Source organism: Solilutibacter silvestris (genome assembly GCF_050574925.1).
In the GTDB taxonomy this organism is placed as follows: Bacteria; Pseudomonadota; Gammaproteobacteria; order Xanthomonadales; family Xanthomonadaceae; genus Solilutibacter; species Solilutibacter silvestris_A.
Window position 1 is genome coordinate 170,127 of sequence record NZ_JBCMOO010000002.1, and the last position, 15,958, is coordinate 186,084.

At 64.9% G+C, this 15,958-nt stretch carries 16 protein-coding genes; 6 read left to right on the forward strand and 10 right to left on the reverse strand.

Annotation, left to right across the window (positions count from 1 at the left end; all coding sequences use genetic code 11):
* From ABE093_RS01310 to ABE093_RS01345, 8 genes are all read right to left on the reverse strand, one after another.
* Positions 1-312 carry a type IV secretion system protein VirB3 gene (locus ABE093_RS01310; RefSeq protein ID WP_430759058.1) on the reverse strand — a complete coding sequence of 104 codons (312 nt, stop codon included), beginning with the start codon at positions 310-312 and terminating at the stop codon, positions 1-3.
* Entirely contained in the window at positions 305-700 is a 396-nt protein-coding gene (locus ABE093_RS01315; RefSeq protein ID WP_430759059.1) for a TrbC/VirB2 family protein, read from the reverse strand. Before ABE093_RS01315 ends, ABE093_RS01310 begins: the two co-directional genes overlap by 8 nt.
* A gap of 69 nt (positions 701-769) precedes the next feature.
* Positions 770-1,549: a lytic transglycosylase domain-containing protein gene (locus ABE093_RS01320; protein ID WP_430759060.1), complete on the reverse strand. Its 780-nt coding sequence runs from the start codon at positions 1,547-1,549 to the stop codon at positions 770-772.
* A 96-nt stretch (positions 1,550-1,645) separates the two neighbouring features.
* Entirely contained in the window at positions 1,646-2,686 is a 1,041-nt protein-coding gene (gene virB11 / locus ABE093_RS01325; protein WP_430759061.1) for a P-type DNA transfer ATPase VirB11, read from the reverse strand.
* A gap of 10 nt (positions 2,687-2,696) precedes the next feature.
* On the reverse strand, positions 2,697-4,010 hold the full coding sequence (locus ABE093_RS01330) for a TrbI/VirB10 family protein (protein ID WP_430759062.1): 1,314 nt from the start codon (positions 4,008-4,010) through the stop codon (positions 2,697-2,699).
* A complete protein-coding gene (locus ABE093_RS01335; RefSeq protein ID WP_430760053.1) occupies positions 4,007-4,750 on the reverse strand; it encodes a TrbG/VirB9 family P-type conjugative transfer protein in 744 nt (247 codons plus the stop codon). Before ABE093_RS01335 ends, ABE093_RS01330 begins: the two co-directional genes overlap by 4 nt.
* 8 nt (positions 4,751-4,758) lie before the next feature.
* Complete coding sequence (locus ABE093_RS01340; protein WP_430759063.1) at positions 4,759-5,694, reverse strand: virB8 family protein; 936 nt, start codon at positions 5,692-5,694, stop codon at positions 4,759-4,761.
* A gap of 12 nt (positions 5,695-5,706) precedes the next feature.
* On the reverse strand, positions 5,707-6,084 hold the full coding sequence (locus tag ABE093_RS01345) for a hypothetical protein (RefSeq protein ID WP_430759064.1): 378 nt from the start codon (positions 6,082-6,084) through the stop codon (positions 5,707-5,709).
* Between the two features lie 222 nt (positions 6,085-6,306).
* On the opposite strand from ABE093_RS01345, the gene ABE093_RS01350 reads away from it, so the two are divergent.
* Genes ABE093_RS01350 through ABE093_RS01375 form a run of 6 tightly spaced genes read left to right on the forward strand, consistent with a single transcriptional unit; the run spans position 6,307 to position 12,651 of the window.
* Entirely contained in the window at positions 6,307-7,332 is a 1,026-nt protein-coding gene (locus tag ABE093_RS01350; RefSeq protein ID WP_430759065.1) for an amidohydrolase family protein, read from the forward strand.
* Positions 7,329-8,606, forward strand: coding sequence for a kynureninase (gene kynU, locus ABE093_RS01355; protein ID WP_430759066.1), 1,278 nt, complete (start codon positions 7,329-7,331; stop codon positions 8,604-8,606). Before ABE093_RS01350 ends, kynU begins: the two co-directional genes overlap by 4 nt.
* Positions 8,603-9,955 (forward strand): FAD-dependent oxidoreductase, encoded by a 1,353-nt coding sequence (locus ABE093_RS01360; RefSeq protein ID WP_430759067.1) that lies wholly within the window; start codon positions 8,603-8,605, stop codon positions 9,953-9,955. The genes kynU and ABE093_RS01360 overlap by 4 nt, the downstream gene beginning before the upstream one ends.
* 7 nt (positions 9,956-9,962) lie before the next feature.
* A complete protein-coding gene (gene sbcB, locus ABE093_RS01365) occupies positions 9,963-11,402 on the forward strand; it encodes an exodeoxyribonuclease I (protein ID WP_430759068.1) in 1,440 nt (479 codons plus the stop codon).
* Complete coding sequence (locus tag ABE093_RS01370) at positions 11,399-12,085, forward strand: DUF2461 domain-containing protein (RefSeq protein WP_430759069.1); 687 nt, start codon at positions 11,399-11,401, stop codon at positions 12,083-12,085. The genes sbcB and ABE093_RS01370 overlap by 4 nt, the downstream gene beginning before the upstream one ends.
* A gap of 2 nt (positions 12,086-12,087) precedes the next feature.
* Complete coding sequence (locus ABE093_RS01375) at positions 12,088-12,651, forward strand: DUF2939 domain-containing protein (protein WP_430759070.1); 564 nt, start codon at positions 12,088-12,090, stop codon at positions 12,649-12,651.
* Between the two features lie 3 nt (positions 12,652-12,654).
* Here the strand turns inward: ABE093_RS01375 and ABE093_RS01380 are convergent, their stop codons facing one another.
* Both ABE093_RS01380 and ABE093_RS01385 read right to left on the reverse strand, forming a co-directional pair.
* Complete coding sequence (locus tag ABE093_RS01380; RefSeq protein WP_430759071.1) at positions 12,655-13,566, reverse strand: 5'-nucleotidase; 912 nt, start codon at positions 13,564-13,566, stop codon at positions 12,655-12,657.
* A 29-nt stretch (positions 13,567-13,595) separates the two neighbouring features.
* Positions 13,596-15,950: a GH92 family glycosyl hydrolase gene (locus ABE093_RS01385; RefSeq protein WP_430759072.1), complete on the reverse strand. Its 2,355-nt coding sequence runs from the start codon at positions 15,948-15,950 to the stop codon at positions 13,596-13,598.
* Positions 15,951-15,958: the final 8 nt, after the last annotated feature.

Sequence of the window (15,958 nt, forward strand, 5' to 3'; positions counted from 1 at the left end):
TTAGTCGCGTGGCGCCGGTTTTTCGCGATACGGATTGGGGTTGAAAACCCACAATCCGTCGCGATCGCGAACGTTGCGCATGCGCGTGCGCATGCCCAACTTCAATCCCAGCAAGGTGAAGATGTGTTCGTCGCGCTTGGCCATCATCCGCATGATGTAGATGACGACCGGCGCGAAGAGGATGAACAGCAGATTGCCGCTGTACATCGCGATCAGCAGCACGCCGCCCGCCCCGAGGAAAAACGGGACGTAAGGCACGCCCAGGAACATGGGCGGGCGGGTGCAGCCGCGGAACATGATGTTCTTATGCACGGTAGCCCGGATCGACCATGATCACGAAGGCATTGGAGCTGGTGTCGGCGGTGCAATCGCCACTGCCCTTCATCTTGTCGTTGCCGATCACCATGGCGGCGATCTGGGCCGCGGCGCCGATCAGTAGGCCGCCGATCAGGATCGGGGCGACATCGGAAATGCGCTTGTGGGCGAAAGCGATCTGGTAGCCGGCGAAGATGATCGCGACCGTCACGATCAGGATCGAAGCGACCTTAAGGATGTCGTAGACGTTCTTCATCACGCCGCACAGCTTGGTCTGCGCGTCGGTCTGAGCCATCGCATCAGGCGCGAACAGGCACAGCGTGGCGAGCAGCAGCATGACGAGCAGCGTCAGATTGGGCTTGCGGGAGGTCTTCTTCAGCTTCATTTTCAACTCCTGGTTGGATGCAACGTCTGGTAGTGAACGGATGGATGCAACGGTTTGTCCTGCTTTCCCCTAGAACACGAATGCGCTGTCACCAGCGGATTCCTGTGATTTCGGCACTGCTTCCAGCTGCGCCTGCGCTGGCATCGGCTGCGCCATCGTCGGCATGGCGACGGCGGGCATCGCCTGCATCGGCATTTGCATGGAAGCGGCTTGCGGCTGGTCGGCGACGGCCGGCATGACTGCCCCGCCACGACGCGCGACCAGGCTGCGGGCATCGAGCTGGCCCTCGTTGCGAACGACGGCCGCGCGCGCGTTCTTGCCACGCGTCGCGACACGGCTGCCGGATGCCGCGCGCTGGCCGCGACTGCGGCTATCGACAACCGGAATTGCCGCCGCGCCATCGGCCTGCGCGAGGCGATCGCCCCACATCGAGCGCTCGATCTTCTGGACGTAACCCTGGCGATACCCGGTGACGAAGTTGCCCGAGTAGTAGCAACTGAACGATTTGCCCCAGTGGCCGCCGGCGCGCTGGTTGCATTCGGCGAGGATCCGCGAACCCGCCATCAGGTTGGCGCAGGGCTGGAAGGCCTCCGCGTAGGTCTCGAGGCCGTACTTCGGCAGGTTGTAGCGATTGACCTGGGCCAGGCCGAGCGAAAAGTTGTAGCCGCGCGATTCCAGCATGCGCACCGTGGCCAGCGCCTCCGGCAGGGTTTTCGGCTGGCGCACCAGATGGCCGCCCACGACCCCGATCGCATACGGGTTGTAGGACGACTCGACATTGACCACGTGTTGCATGACCTGCGCCGGCACGGCCAGCGGACAGCCCATCAGTTCGAGACCGGGCAGCATCTCTTCCCCCCTGAAAGAAGCGTGCGCATGGCTTGGAATGTGCCAGTACGCAACCGCATTGTCAATATTTCTGCTATTGCTGTCACAAATATGAACTCATACGGCGGGCAACTGTCGCCCAGGCTGATAGTCGATGCCGGTGATGTAGCGTCGCCCGGCGTGTGCCTTGATGTGGACGACGATGTCGATGGTCAGCATCAGCAGGCGCTTGATCGTCGCGAACTCGAGGCCCGCGCCTTCCTGCGAAGCCTTCACCATCAGGGCGATCTGGTCCCAGGTCTGTTCGGTGCTGCCGGCGTGGCAACTGGTGATCGAGCCGGGATGGCCCGATGCGCAGTTGCGGATGAAGTAGAAGGATTCGTCGCCACGCAACTCGGCCAGGATGATCCGGTCCGGCTTCATGCGCAGGCAGGCTTCCATGCAGGTCTTGGCGGTGACGTGGCTGGCGCTTTGCCCGCCCTTGGAATACAGCAGGTGCGCCACGTTGTTCTGCGGGATGAAAAGCTCGCGCGCGTCCTCGATGGTGATCAGCCGTTCGTCCATCGGGATGTGGTCGACCAGCGCTTTCATGAAGGTGGTCTTGCCGCTGCCGGTCGCGCCGGAAACGACGATGTTCTTCTTGTAGTGCACGGCCTTGCGGAAGAACTCGCCGTAATTGCGTTCCTTCCTCAGCTCCAGCAATTCCTGGTCGTGCGGCGGCAATTCGCCGTTGGTCTCGAGGATCTGGCCGAAGAAGCCATCGTCCTCGTACTGCTGCAAGGTGCGGCTCTGCTTGGCCGGCAAGCGAATGGTGATCGAGACCTTGCCGGGATCGCAGGCAGGCGGAATCACGAACTGCGCACGCTGCCCGGTCGGGAACGTCAGCGACACCATCGGATCGATGTCGGTGATGCGCTGGCCGGTATTGCTCTCGTTGACGACGGCCGTGCAGAACTGGCGCGCGCGTTCGAAGGTCAGGCTGGGAACCGACAGGTGCTCCCAGCCGTCGCGGGTTTCCAGATACAGCTCGCCCGGGCGGTTGATGCAGATTTCGGTGACGCGCGGCGAGTTGAGGTGCTCGAGGATTCCGAGCACCCCGTATTGATACTCGAGGAAATCGTTGGAGATCCGCGCAACCGGGGAGCTGTCGTCTTCCACCCTGCCCCCGTCAACGCCGCGCCAGCACGTTGCTGAAGTCGACGTCCTGCGCCACGTACACGTTCAACTGCGTGCCCTGGTTGATGGTGACCGTGGGCTTGCGGTTGGCGCTTTCGCTGATGGCCTGGTCGGCCATGCTCTGCACGGTGCGCGCGGTGTTGCTCTGGTACGGGGTTTCGTAGGCGGTTCCGCTCGGCGTGATGACCGTGCCCTTCGGACCCTGCTTCTCGCCCTCGTACTTGAAGAGGTCGCTGATCATGCTGATCAACATCGCGGTGGCGATGCGGCTCGGCCAATGCGCGTCGTACTGTCCGGGATGGCCGGCGCCGCCGAGCTGGTCGGTGCCCGGGCTGGACATGGTGATGTCGTAGCCGTTCGGCGTCACCACCCGATCCCAGATCACCGCGACGCGACCGCGGGCGATACCGCCGTTGTCGTACTTGCCGAGCAGCTTGGAACCGCGCGGCAACAGCAGGCGGCGACCGTTGATCGAGTACACCGGCTCGGTGACGATGCACGAGGTGTAGCCCGGCACGTCGGTGACGATGCGCGTTTCGAGGATGCAGCGGATATAGGTCCCGCGCACCAGCAACGCATCCGGATTGGCCAGCAGCTTGGCGGTGCTTTCCGGCTGCGACACCGTTTCCTTGCCGCCGGTGGGCACCCACATCGGGCCATTGGGTCCCATCACCATCATTCCGCCCTGCTGGCCCTGCGGCCCCCCTGCAGCCTGGCCGCCCTGCGGAGCCGCGGCATCGGCAGGCGGAACGCTGCCATTCCACATGCGGCGCTCGACCAGGCTCGGCGGACGCGGGCCGGCAGGCATGGCCTGGGCGGTATCGCCACTGTCGCCGTAGTTGCTGGCGCGGGCGTGGCGCGATCCGGTGTTGTCCGGCGTCGGCAACGGCGGTGCGTTGTTCACGACATCGATCGGCTGGGCCGCGGCGTCATTCACTGCAGGCGCCGGCGTCGGCGCGGCGCGCGGCAGGTCCGGCGTCTCCACCACCTGGGTCGCGCGTTGCGCATCGGCCGACGCCTTCTTCTTGCCGTCGTCGCGGTTGGACAGCGAATGCATGATCCAGAACGCGACCAGCAACAACAGCCCGACGATGGCCGCGAGGAAGAACATCGCCTTGCGGTTGAGCTGCTGCATTTCCGTCTGCGTCAGCGTCGGCGCCGATGCATCGAGGTCGGGCGCGGTGTTGTCCTGCACGCGATCGAAATACGGATTGCCCTGCTGCTGCGGCTGCGCTTCGTGCGCCTGGCCGGCATTCGCCTGCGACTGGGCGTTGTTGTCGTCGGAAGGTGGGTAGTACTGGCTCATTGCTGCGATCCCCTGCGCAAGCCGATGACGTTGTCGCCATGGCGGATGATCAGGAACGGGTAGACCCCGTGGACGATGATGGTGTTGTTCTCGACCGTGGTATTGACCAGGAAGTCGCTGGTGCGCGCCTTGTCGCGGCCGTAGACCGCCGGGAAGTTGCCGGTCGGAATGCCCTTGAGGTCGCTCATGCGGATATAGGTGAAGCTGCCGTCGTCGTAGACGGCCACCGGCACCAGCCAACCCGCCTTGCTGTTGGTCGAGTAGTCGTAGCTGTAGTTGTAGACGCGGCCCGCCGACAGCGCGGTATCCGCCGCAGCCGGTTCATCGGCCTTCTTCTGGGTGAAACGGGTGTCTTCCGGATACCGGAAAGTCACCTTGTATTGCACGCCCGCGGCCTTGGCCTGGTCGAGCGCGCGCCAGTCGGTCGCCACCACCTTCAGTTCGAAGATGTAGGTATGGGTTTCGGTGCGCACCATCAGGTTGGTGTCGACATCGGTGTTCTTCGGACGCAGGTAGAACACGTTGTCGCGTCGCTGCAGGTCCCAGCCGCCACTGAAGCCGACGCTGTAATCCACCACTTTCTCGCTGGGGCTCAGCTCGATCTGGGTGGTGATGCCGAGTCCGGTACGGATCGGATAGATGCGATCGGCGGCATAGGTGTATTCCTGCACGACCTGCGCGGAAGCATTTCCGGCAAACAGGATCGCGCCCGCGATCAGAAAGGCGAACAGACTGCGCATGCGCATGATCACTTGACTCCTTGCGTCGGGCTGGCCGGGGATGCCGGGCCGGCTGCCGATTGGGGCGGCGACTGGACGGACGCCGGAACAGGTTGCGTCGCGCCCGGAACCGCTGTTGCCGGCTGCGACAGCGGCGTGGCGCCGGTCGTTGGCGCGGCCGCGGTGGGCGCCGCCGGTTGCGCCGTTCCCGTTGCCGGGAATTCAGCGGGCGCCGGCGTGGCGGAATCGAGGTCGCTGCGATAGTTGGTCACGCGGAAGCGCAGCGGATTGACCATGTTGTCGTCCTCGCGGTCCATCTTCAGCTCGGGCCGGTAGGCGAATTCCATGGTGGCGATGCGGCTGTCGAGCAGGCGGGTGGCACCGCTCGACTTGTCGTAGAGCTGGCGCTGGTAGCGCACCGTGGCACCGGTCGGCGGCTTGCCAGGCTTGGCGCCAAGCGGCGTGACGCTGGTGATCTTGACGCGGATCGCCGTGCGCGCCCCGTACATCACACCCGGGCTTTCCGGATTGCGCGCATCGCGTGTTGCGCTGTAGGCGCCCCAGACGTCGGGTTCGGACATGGTGTAGACGGTGCGATAGTCGCGCTCGTTCACCAGGCCGGAGTCGTAGGATTCGCGCGCGAGCACGTACGAAGCGATGTTGGCGCGGTTGATCGATTCCTTGGCGGTGACGCTCTGGAAACCGTCGTCGCCGGAAACGCGCGCCAGGCGTGCGATGCCCGCGTAGGGATCGACCATCACCAGGTACGGCACTTCCTTCTTCAGCGGCTGCATGTAGGCGAGCACGCCAGCCAGCGCCAGCGACATCAACAGGGATGCCCCGGCGACCCACCACGCACGCTTTTCGCTACGGCGCGCGAGATCGGCGACGGTGACTTCGAAATTGGCGGCCTTGTTCACCGCAGCGTCGATCGCGGTCGACGCTTTCTTCTTTCCAAATGCCATGGTGCCCCCGGATCAGTTCTTGGCCGGACGGGCCGTGATGGCGCCGTTGTCGACCGTGAGTTCGATCCGCTGGGCGGCATAGACCTGTGCGAGCTGCTGCAGCGCCGCCGCGCTGTCCGCCGTGCGGATCTGCCCGACTGCGGCCGGCAAGGTGTAGTCCGAGGACAACTGGTAGGACAGGCCCGCGTGGGTGTCCTTGGCCCAGCGCGCGAGTACGCCCTTGAGCGTGCCGTCCATCGGCAGCGCGTAATACATGTAGGCGGGATTGAGCGGGATTTCCCGCGTGGTGTCGGCGAAACGGTTGACGGGACGCCACTTGCCACCGAATTCCGGAGCCGGCGTGGTCGTGCATGCAGACGCCAGCGCCGCTGTTGCCATGGCCAAGGCCATGTTCCTGGTCAGATTCTTCACTTGATCCCCTGTTGTGCAGCCGTAACTCCGTACGCCCTCCAGCGACATCGCCTACCTGGAACAGCGACGGGAGGCACAATTTTCTGTGCCTGCGTCCACGTTATCCGAAAATTTGTGACAGCGTCAACCTCGAAGAGGCGCAATCCGTTGCATGAATGGGCGATTCCTGCCGGTAACAGGGGACACGGCTAGAATCGGGCGATGCTGCGCATCGACACCCATGCCCACGTCCTGCCCCGCGACTGGCCCGACCTGGCGAGCAAATACGGCGATCTCCGCTTCCCGGTGATCCACCACGGCGAGGACGGCCGCCACCGCATCTATCGCGATGGCAAATTCTTCCGCGAGATCTGGCCCAAGACCTGGGACCCGCAGGAACGAATCGAGGATTACGCCCGTTTCGGAGTGCAGGTCCAGGTGATCAGCACGGTGCCGGTGATGTTCAGCTACTGGGCGCAGCCGCACCAGGCGCTGGAGCTGCACCGCTCGCTCAACGACCACATGGCGGAGACCATCCGCGCCTATCCGCGCCACTACGCCGGCATCGGCACGGTGCCGTTGCAATCGCCGCAACTGGCGATCCGCGAGCTCGAACGCTGCATGGACGAGCTCGGCCTGCAGGGCGTGCAGATCGGTTCGCACATCAACCTGCCCGATGGCCGCCACTGGAACCTCGACGCGCCGGAACTGTTCCCGTTCTTCGAGGCGGCGGCGCAACTCGACGCCGCGATCCTGGTCCACCCCTGGGACATGATGGGCAGCGAATCGATGCCGAAATACTGGCTGCCGTGGCTGGTCGGCATGCCGGCGGAGCAATCGCGCGCCGCCTGCTGCCTGGTCTTCGGCGGCGTGCTGGAACGCCTGCCGAAACTGAAGATCGCGCTGGCGCACGGCGGCGGCAGTTTCCCCTACACCATCGGTCGCATCGAACACGGCTTCAACATGCGCCCCGATCTTGTCGCCACCGACAATTTCCGCAATCCCCGCGAATACCTGAAGCGGCTGTATTTCGATTCCTGGGTCGCCGACGATCGCGCATTGCGCTATCTGCTCGATGTCTGCGGCGCCGACCGGGTCATGCTCGGCACCGACTATCCGTTCCCGCTCGGCGAACAGACGCCCGGCGAAGGCATCGAACGCCTGCAACTCGCCGACACCGAACGCAATCGCCTTTACCACGGTACCGCGCTGGAATGGCTGGGCCTGCCCGAATCGAGATTCACATGACCGACCTGCTCTCCCCCGGACACGCCGCGGCACTTGATGCGGCGGACCCTTTGCGGGCGTACCGCGACGAATTCCTGATCCCGCGCCACGATGGCCGCGAACAAGCGTATTTCTGCGGCAATTCGCTGGGCCTGCAACCGCGCGGCGCGCGCGCCCACGTCGAGGAAGTCCTCGACAAATGGGCGAACGAAGCGGTCGAGGGCCACTTCACCGGTTCGGCGCAGTGGATGCCCTACCACGAGCTGGTGCGCGAACCGCTGGCGCACATCGTCGGCGCGAAACCGCAGGAGGTGGTGGCGATGAATTCGCTGACCGCCAACCTGCACCTGATGATGGTGACGTTCTACCAGCCGACCATCGAACGCACGGCGATCCTGTGCGAGGCCGGCAGCTTCCCGTCGGATCGCTACGCGCTGGAGTCGCAGCTGAAGTTCCACGGACTGCCGGCGAACATGACGCTGATCGAAGTCGAGCCCGACCTGCCCAATGGCGTGTTCTCGATGCAACGCATCGAACGGGCGATCCGCGACAACGCGGCGCGACTGTGCATGATCCTGTGGCCCGGCGTGCAATACCGCACCGGCCAGGCCTTCGACCTCAGGCGCATTGCCGAACTCGGCCACGAAGCCGGTGCGATCGTCGGTTTCGACCTCGCCCATGCCGTCGGCAACATGCCGTTGCAGCTGCACGACTGGAATGCCGATTTCGCGGTGTGGTGCCACTACAAATACCTGAACTCCGGCCCTGGCGCGGTCGCCGGCTGCTTCGTCCACGAGCGCCATGCCAACACTGATCGCCCGCGCTTCGCCGGCTGGTGGGGCAACGACGCATCGGTGCGCTTCAAGATGGGCCCGCAATTCCAGCCGACGCCCGGCGCCGACGGCTGGCAGTTGTCGAATCCACCGGTCCTCGGCCTGGCGCCGCTGCGTGCGGCCAGCGAGCAGTTCCTGCGCGCGGGATTGCCGGCGCTGCGCGACAAATCGTTGCGCCTCACCAGTTATCTCGGCCAGCTGATCGACGCCCATCTCGCCGATGCGATCGAGATCGTGACGCCGCGCGACGACGCCCAGCACGGCTCGCAGTTCTCGCTGCGGGTGAAGGCCGGTCGCGATGCCGGCCGTGCGCTGTTCGACCATCTGGCGATGCAAGGCGTGCTCGGCGACTGGCGCGAGCCGGACGTGATCCGCATCTCCCCCGCCCCGCTCTACAACAGCTTCGAGGACGTGCGGCGCTTCGCGCTGGCCGCGATCGAATGGACGAAGAAGAATCCATGACCGAATCGGCACCACTCACGATCATTGGTGGCGGACTCGCCGGCGCGCTGCTGGCGACATTGCTGGCGAAGAAAGGCTGGCAGGTCGATGTCTATGAACGTCGCGGCGATCCGCGCGTCGAAGGCTATGCCGGCGGTCGCTCGATCAACCTGGCATTGGCCGAACGCGGCTTGCACGCACTGAAGCTGGCTGGCCTCGACGATGCCGTGCTGAAACAGGCGGTGATGATGCGCGGGCGCTTCGTCCACCCGCTCGCCGGCACGCCGCACCTGCAACGCTATGGTCGCGACGACAGCGAAGTGATCTGGTCGATCAGCCGCGGCGAACTCAACATCACCTTGCTCGATGCCGCCGAACGCGCCGGCGCGCGCCTGCATTTCGGCATGGGACTGGATGCGGTCGATTTCGAACACAGGACCGCAACGTTCGACACCAGCGAAGGCAAGCGCGACTTGCCGTTCCACACCCTGATCGGCGCCGATGGCGCGGGCTCCTCATTGCGCCAGGCGTTGCAGGCCTTCCGTCCCTGCGAGGAACGCACCGAGTGGCTGGACCACGGCTACAAGGAACTGGAAATCCCGCCGACGACCGATGGCGGTTTCCGCATCGAAGCCAACGCCCTGCACATCTGGCCGCGCGGCCATTACATGTGCATCGCCCTGCCCAACGACGAGCGTACCTTCACCGTCACCCTGTTCATGCCGCTGGAAGGCGAACCGCCGAGTTTCGCCACGATCCGCGGCAGCGGCGAAGCACTGGAATTCTTCCGGCGCGATTTCCCGGACACGCTGGAACTGATCCCGGACCTGGCCGAGGACTACGCGCGCAATCCGGTCGGCAAATTGGCGACCCTGCATTACCAGCATTGGCACCTCGACGAACGCGCGGTGCTGATCGGCGACGCCGCCCACGCCATGGTGCCGTTCCATGGCCAGGGCATGAACTGCGCCTTCGAGGACTGCATCGCACTGGCGAACCATTTGTCGCACGACCGCGATCTCGCCGAGGCCTACGCCGCCTTCGAGGCCGAACGCAAGCCGAATGCCGCGGCGATCCAGCAGATGGCGCTGGAGAACTACATCGAGATGCGCGACAAGGTCGACGACACCGCCTTCCTTTTGCAGCGCGAACTGGAACTGAGGCTGCAGGAGCGTCATCCGGGACGCTTCGTCCCGCATTACACGATGGTGACGTTCATGCGCATCCCGTACGCGGTGGCGCTGGCGCGTAGCGACATCCAGCGCGAGATCCTGGTCGACGCCACGCGCGGGCTGGAAACGCTGGCGGAAGTGAACTGGCCCGAAGTGGATGCCGCGGTGATGGCACGGCTGGAGCCATTGTCGGGATAATGCGGGAATGACCGACAGCTTCCTGTTCTACGACCTCGAAACCTACGGACAGGATCCGCGGCGCACGCGCATCGCGCAGTTCGCCGCCATCCGCACCGACGCGGCGTTGAACCAGATCGACGAACCGCACGAATTCTACGTGCAGCCCGCCGACGACCTGCTGCCCTCGCCGATCGCGACCCTCATCACCGGCATCACCCCGCAGCACGCCCAGCACCATGGCGTGGTCGAGGCCGAGGCCTTCGCGCGCATCGCCGAGCTGATGTCGGAACCGGGCACCTGCAGCCTCGGCTACAACAGCATCCGTTTCGACGACGAATTCATCCGCTTCGGGCTGTATCGCAATTTCCACGACGCCTACGAGCGCGAATGGAAGAACGGCAATTCACGCTGGGACCTGCTCGATGTCGCGCGGCTGGTCCATGCCCTGCGCCCCGAAGGCATCCGCTGGCGCCAGCGCGACGACGGCGGCACCAGTTTCAAGCTGGAACACCTGGCCGAGGACAACGGCCTGCGCGAAGGCGATGCCCACGAAGCACTCTCGGACGTGCGCGCCACGCTCGGATTGGCGCGACTGATCCGCAATACCCAGCCACGGCTGTGGGACTACGCATTGAAGTTGCGCGACAAGCGCCACGTCGGCGACCTGGTCGATCCGATGCGACCGCAACCGTTGCTGCACGTCTCGCAGCGCTACCCGGCCTCGCGCTTGTGCGCGGCACCGGTACTGCCGCTGACCCGCCATCCGCAATTCGATGGCCGGGTAGTCGTCTTCGATCTCGCCAGCGATCCGCGTGCACTGCTCGACCTCGATACCGATGCCATCGCCGCACGGCTGTTCGTCGCCAGCGATGCCCTGCCCGAGGGTGTCGAACGGATTCCGCTCAAGGAGATCCACCTCAACCGCTCGCCGATGCTGGTGCAATGGACGCACCTGCGCGAAGCCGATTTCCAACGCCTGATGATCGATCCTGCCGCGGTGCTGGCGAATGCCGAACGCCTGCGCAACGCCGGGCCGCAGCTGGCGGAAAAGATCCGTCGCGTCTATGCCCACGAACGCGAATTCGCCCCCAGCGACGCCGATGGCGCCCTTTACGACCGCTTCCTGCCCGACAGCGACCGCCGCATGTTTCCCTTGCTGCGCGGCACGCCGCCGCAGCGCCTGCGCGAAGAGGATTTTCCGTTCCGCGACGACCGCCTGCGCGAACTGTTCTTCCGCTACCGCGCGCGCAACTGGCCGCAGACGCTGGCCTTCGCCGAGCAGGATCGCTGGAACGAACTGCGCAACAACCGCATGCTCGAGCCCGGCATGGGCGAATACACCTTGCAGTCCTATCGCGACGAAATCACGACACTGCGCCACCAGCATGCGGAGGCGCCGGACAAACTGGCGCTGCTCGACGCATTGACGCACTGGGGCGATCGCATCGAGGCCAGCCTGGCATGACCGCCCATTTCAACGACAAGACCTTCCGTTTCCTGCGCGCATTGATGCGCAACAACAACCGCGAGTGGTTCCTCGACCACAAGGGCGACTACGAACAGCATCTGAAGGCGCCGTTCCAGCAGCTGATGCTCGACCTGCAGCCGGAACTCGCCAAGATCAGCAAGCATTTCCGCGCCGATCCGCGCGGCAATGGCGGCTCGCTGTTCCGCATCCATCGCGACACCCGATTTTCCAACGACAAATCGCCCTACAAGGGCTGGCAGGGCGCGCGACTCTTCCACGAGCGCCGCAACGAATTGCCGGCACCCTCCTTCTACCTGCACCTGCAACCGGGCCATTGCTTCGTCGGTGCCGGCATCTGGCACCCGGAACCACCGACGCAACGCAAGATCCGCCAGTTCATCGTCGACAATCCGACGGGATGGAAAGCCGCCGCGCACGCGCCGGCCATTCGCAAGCGCTTCGATCTCGAATCCGACGAGATGCTGACGCGGGTGCCGACGGGGTTCCCCAAGGATTTCGCCTACGCCGACGACCTGCGCCATCGCAATTTCGTGATGGTCCGCGCCCTTGCAGACAGCGACATGACATCGCCGGGATTGGTGAAACTGCTGGCCAGGGATTTTTCGACGCTGGCGCCCTTCGTCGACTATCTCTGCGCCGCCCTCGACCTGGAGTTCTGACCATGACCCGCGTGCAACGCCGCATCTCGATCGTCGTCGCCATCCTCCTGGTGGTCCTCGCCGTCTTCTGGTTCTCAGGCCCGTTCGCGGCAATCCACGGCCTGCGCAAGGCGATCGCCGCCAAGGACGCGAGCGCGCTGGAGACTTATGTCGACTTCGCGGCATTGCGCAGCAACCTGTCGCCGCAGATCGAGGATCGCATCGCCCGCGGCATTTCCGCACGGCTCGGCAGCGGCGCCAATGGCGGGCTGATCGGCCAGGCAGCGAAGGCGATCTCCGAGAACGCGGTCAACGCGATGGCGACCCCGGCCGGCGTCGGCGTGCTGCTGCAGGGCGATGCGCTCTACAAGCAGGCCAGCGGCGATACCGTCGGCAATGGCGTGGTGAAGCAGCCACGACCGGCGGATCCGTTCACCGGCGCACATGGCCGCTTCGAATCGCTCAACCGCTACGTCGCGACCTTGACGACCGATGGCGGCGACGTCGGCTTCGTGCTCGAACCGCGCGGATTGCGCTGGAAAATCACCAACATCCGGTTGCCGGCACCGCAACCGAAGCGGAACTGAGCTTCATTCGTTGGCGACGCCATGCGGCACATGACCGGCCGCGACATGGCGACGCGCCGAATCGATGTTGTGCAACGAATCGTCGAAGAAGATATCGGCGCCGAACGCGCTGAGGAATTCGCCCTTGTCGCGCCCGCCGAGGAACAGGGCTTCGTCCAGGCGCACATCCCATTCGCGCAGGGTGCGGATCACACGTTCGTGCGCGGGCGCGGAACGCGCGGTGACCAGCGCGGTGCGGATCGGCGCGTCGTCGCCCGCCGGGAACATCAGCTGCAGGTCGTGCAAGGCTTGCAGGAACGGCCGGAACGGGCCACCCGACAACGGTTCGTGCGCATGCGCGCGCTCGTGCCGCCCGAACGCTTCCAGCCCTTGCGCGCGCGAGACGCGTTCCCCTTCATCGCCGAAGACCACGGCATCGCCGTCGAAGGCGATCCGCAATTGTTCGCCAGTGGATTCGCTTGCATGCGCGGGAAGAATCGTCGCCGCGGCGATGCCGGCATCCAACGCTCGTCGCACCGATTCCGGATTGGCCGACAGCAGCAGCGAAGCGCCAAACGGCTTGATGTAAGGCCACACCGGCGCGCCCGAGGTGAACGTGGCGCGACGGATGTCGAGCCCATGATGCTGGATCGAATTGAACACGCGCAGGCCGGTATCCGGCGAATTGCGCGACAGCAGGATCACTTCGACCAAGGGTGTTTCCGCGGTCGCACCGAGCCGCACATTCAACGACAACAGTTTGCGCACCAGCGGGAAGGCGATGCCCGGCGGCAGCGGCTCGTCCTCGCGGGCACGCTGGTGGCGACTGAAGGCTTCGACGCCCTCGCGCTCGAACAGGCCGTGACTGTCCTCCATCTCGAACAACGCACGCGAGGTGATCGCGACGACCAGGGTCGGCTTTTTCGCTGGCTCCATCACCACAGTCTGCACTGGCGTGGTCTCGCTCACTGCGATCCGGCTGCGCTCATCGAGTAAGGCTGGCGATCAGGATGCGTGCCCCAGGCCTTGTTCGGCTCGGCCTGCATGCGGAAGCGGAGTTCGCCACCGGTCATGATTTCGTCGTGGCGCAGGAAGGCGCGATCCAAGGCCTTGCCATTGAGACTCGCGCTGCCGATGTAGCCATGGGCGGCATCCAGTCCTTCGGCGACGATGCGGAAAGTCTTGCCGTTCGGCAGGTGCAGCGCGACTTCCGGCAGGAACGGCCGGCCGATGATGTATTCGTTGCTGCCCGGCGTGACCGGATAGAAGCCCATCGCAGTGAAGACGTACCACGCCGACATCTGGCCAAGATCATCGTTGCCGGACAGACCATCGGGACGCGGCGCGTACTGGGTGCGCATGATCTCGCCGAGCCGCGCCTGCGTGCGCCAGGGCTGGCCGGCGTAGCTGTAGAGGTAGGCGACGTGGTGGCTGGGTTCGTTGCCGTGCGCGTACCAGCCGATCAGCCCGGTGATGTCTTCCATGTGCTCGAACAGTTTCGGATCGACCTTGGCATCGAACACCTGGTCGAGTTTCGCCAGCAGCTTGTCGCTGCCGCCATGCGCCTTCGCCAGCCCGGCAACGTCCTGCGGCACGTACCACGAGTACTGCCAGGCATTGCCTTCGGTGTAGTCGGTGCCGTAGCCGCTGGCGACCGGGTCGAACGGCGTGCGGAACTTGCCGTCGCTCAGGCGTGCGCGCATGAAGCCGGTGTCGGGGTCATATGCATTGCGCCAGTTCGACGCGCGCTTGAAGTAGCGATCGGCAACATCCTTCCTGTCCATCGTCTGCGCGACGCGGGCGATGGTCCAGTCATCGTAGGCGTATTCCAATGTCTTCGATGCCGCTTCGCCCTCTTCGTCGATGGCGACGTAACCGCGCTTCATGTAGCTGTCGAGGCCGCCATAGGGACCGTATTCCGCGCTGGCGGTCATCGCCTTCAATGCCATCGCGCCGTCATAACCGCGAATACCCTTCATCCAGGCGTCGGCGATCACCGGCACCGCGTGGTAACCGATCATCGTCCACGTTTCCTGGCCGTGGAAGGCCCATACCGGCAGGATGCCGTAAGGGCTTTCGCGTTGGCTGGAGAGCAGCGAATTGACGATGTCGTTGGTCTGCTGCGCCGGGCGCGTCAGCGTCAGCAGCGGATGCAGCGCGCGATAGGTGTCCCACAGCGAGAACGTCGAATAGTTGGTGTAACCCTTGGCCTGGTGCACGGCATTGTCCGGGCCGCGATAACGGCCATCGACATCCATGAACAGCGACGGCCCCATATAGGCGTGGTACAGCGCCGAATAGGCCATGCGCGTATCGCTGTCGGGCGCACGGATGTCGAGCACGCCCAGCGCGTCTTCCCAGGTCTTGCGCGCCTGCGCATGGACGCGGTCGAAATCGAAATCCGCGGCTTCGGCGTCGAGGTTGGCGATGGCGCCCTCCTCGCTCACCGGCGAGATCGCGACCTTGACCACCAGCGGCGCATCCAGCGCGCCGAAATCGAAGCTGCCGGTCAGCTGGCGACCTTCGATCTGCGCGCGTTGCGCCGGCTGTTTCGAAGCCGGCGTGGCGAAGCCCTTGTAGGGCACGTCCTTCTCGCTGTCCTGCAACGCATGGCCGGTCAACGGTCGCGAGAAACGCATAGCGAAATAGAGCTGGCGCCCCGGCGCCCAGCCGCGCGTCTCGCGGAATCCGGTCACCGTGCCGTCGGGACGCAGGCGCAGGCGCGACCACAGCACCTTGCCCGGGTAGTCGTACATCGAGGTGCGCAGGTCGACCAGCACGTGGGCCTGCTTCCCTTTCGGGAAGGTGTAGCGATGCATGCCGGTACGTTGCGTGGTGGTGAGCTCGACGCGGACGTCGCGATCATCCAGCGTCACCGCGTAATAGCCCGGCTTGGCGACTTCGCTGTCGTGGCTGAAATGCGCGGTGTAGCCGCTGCCCGGCTTGTCGGGATCGCCGCGTTCGGTCTTGACCTCGCCGACCTGGGGAATCAACAGCACGTCGCCGAGATCGGAATGGCCGGTGCCGGAAAAATGCGTATGCGAGAACCCGACGATGCTGCTGTCGCGATGGTTGTAGCCGGCGGCCCAACCGTAACCGTCCTTGCGCTGCTGGATCCGCGTGTCGGGGCTGAGTTGCACCATGCCGAAGGGCAAGGTCGCGCCGGGGAACGTGTGGCCATCGCCGCCGGTACCGATCATCGGATCCGCGGCTTCGTAACCACGCTGGCCGGCCGCGCGCCAGTCGTCGGCGCTCCATGCGGGCGTCGACATCAATGCGGCTCCGCCGATGGCGAATGCGGCAATCGTTTTCCAAACCATGGGATTGT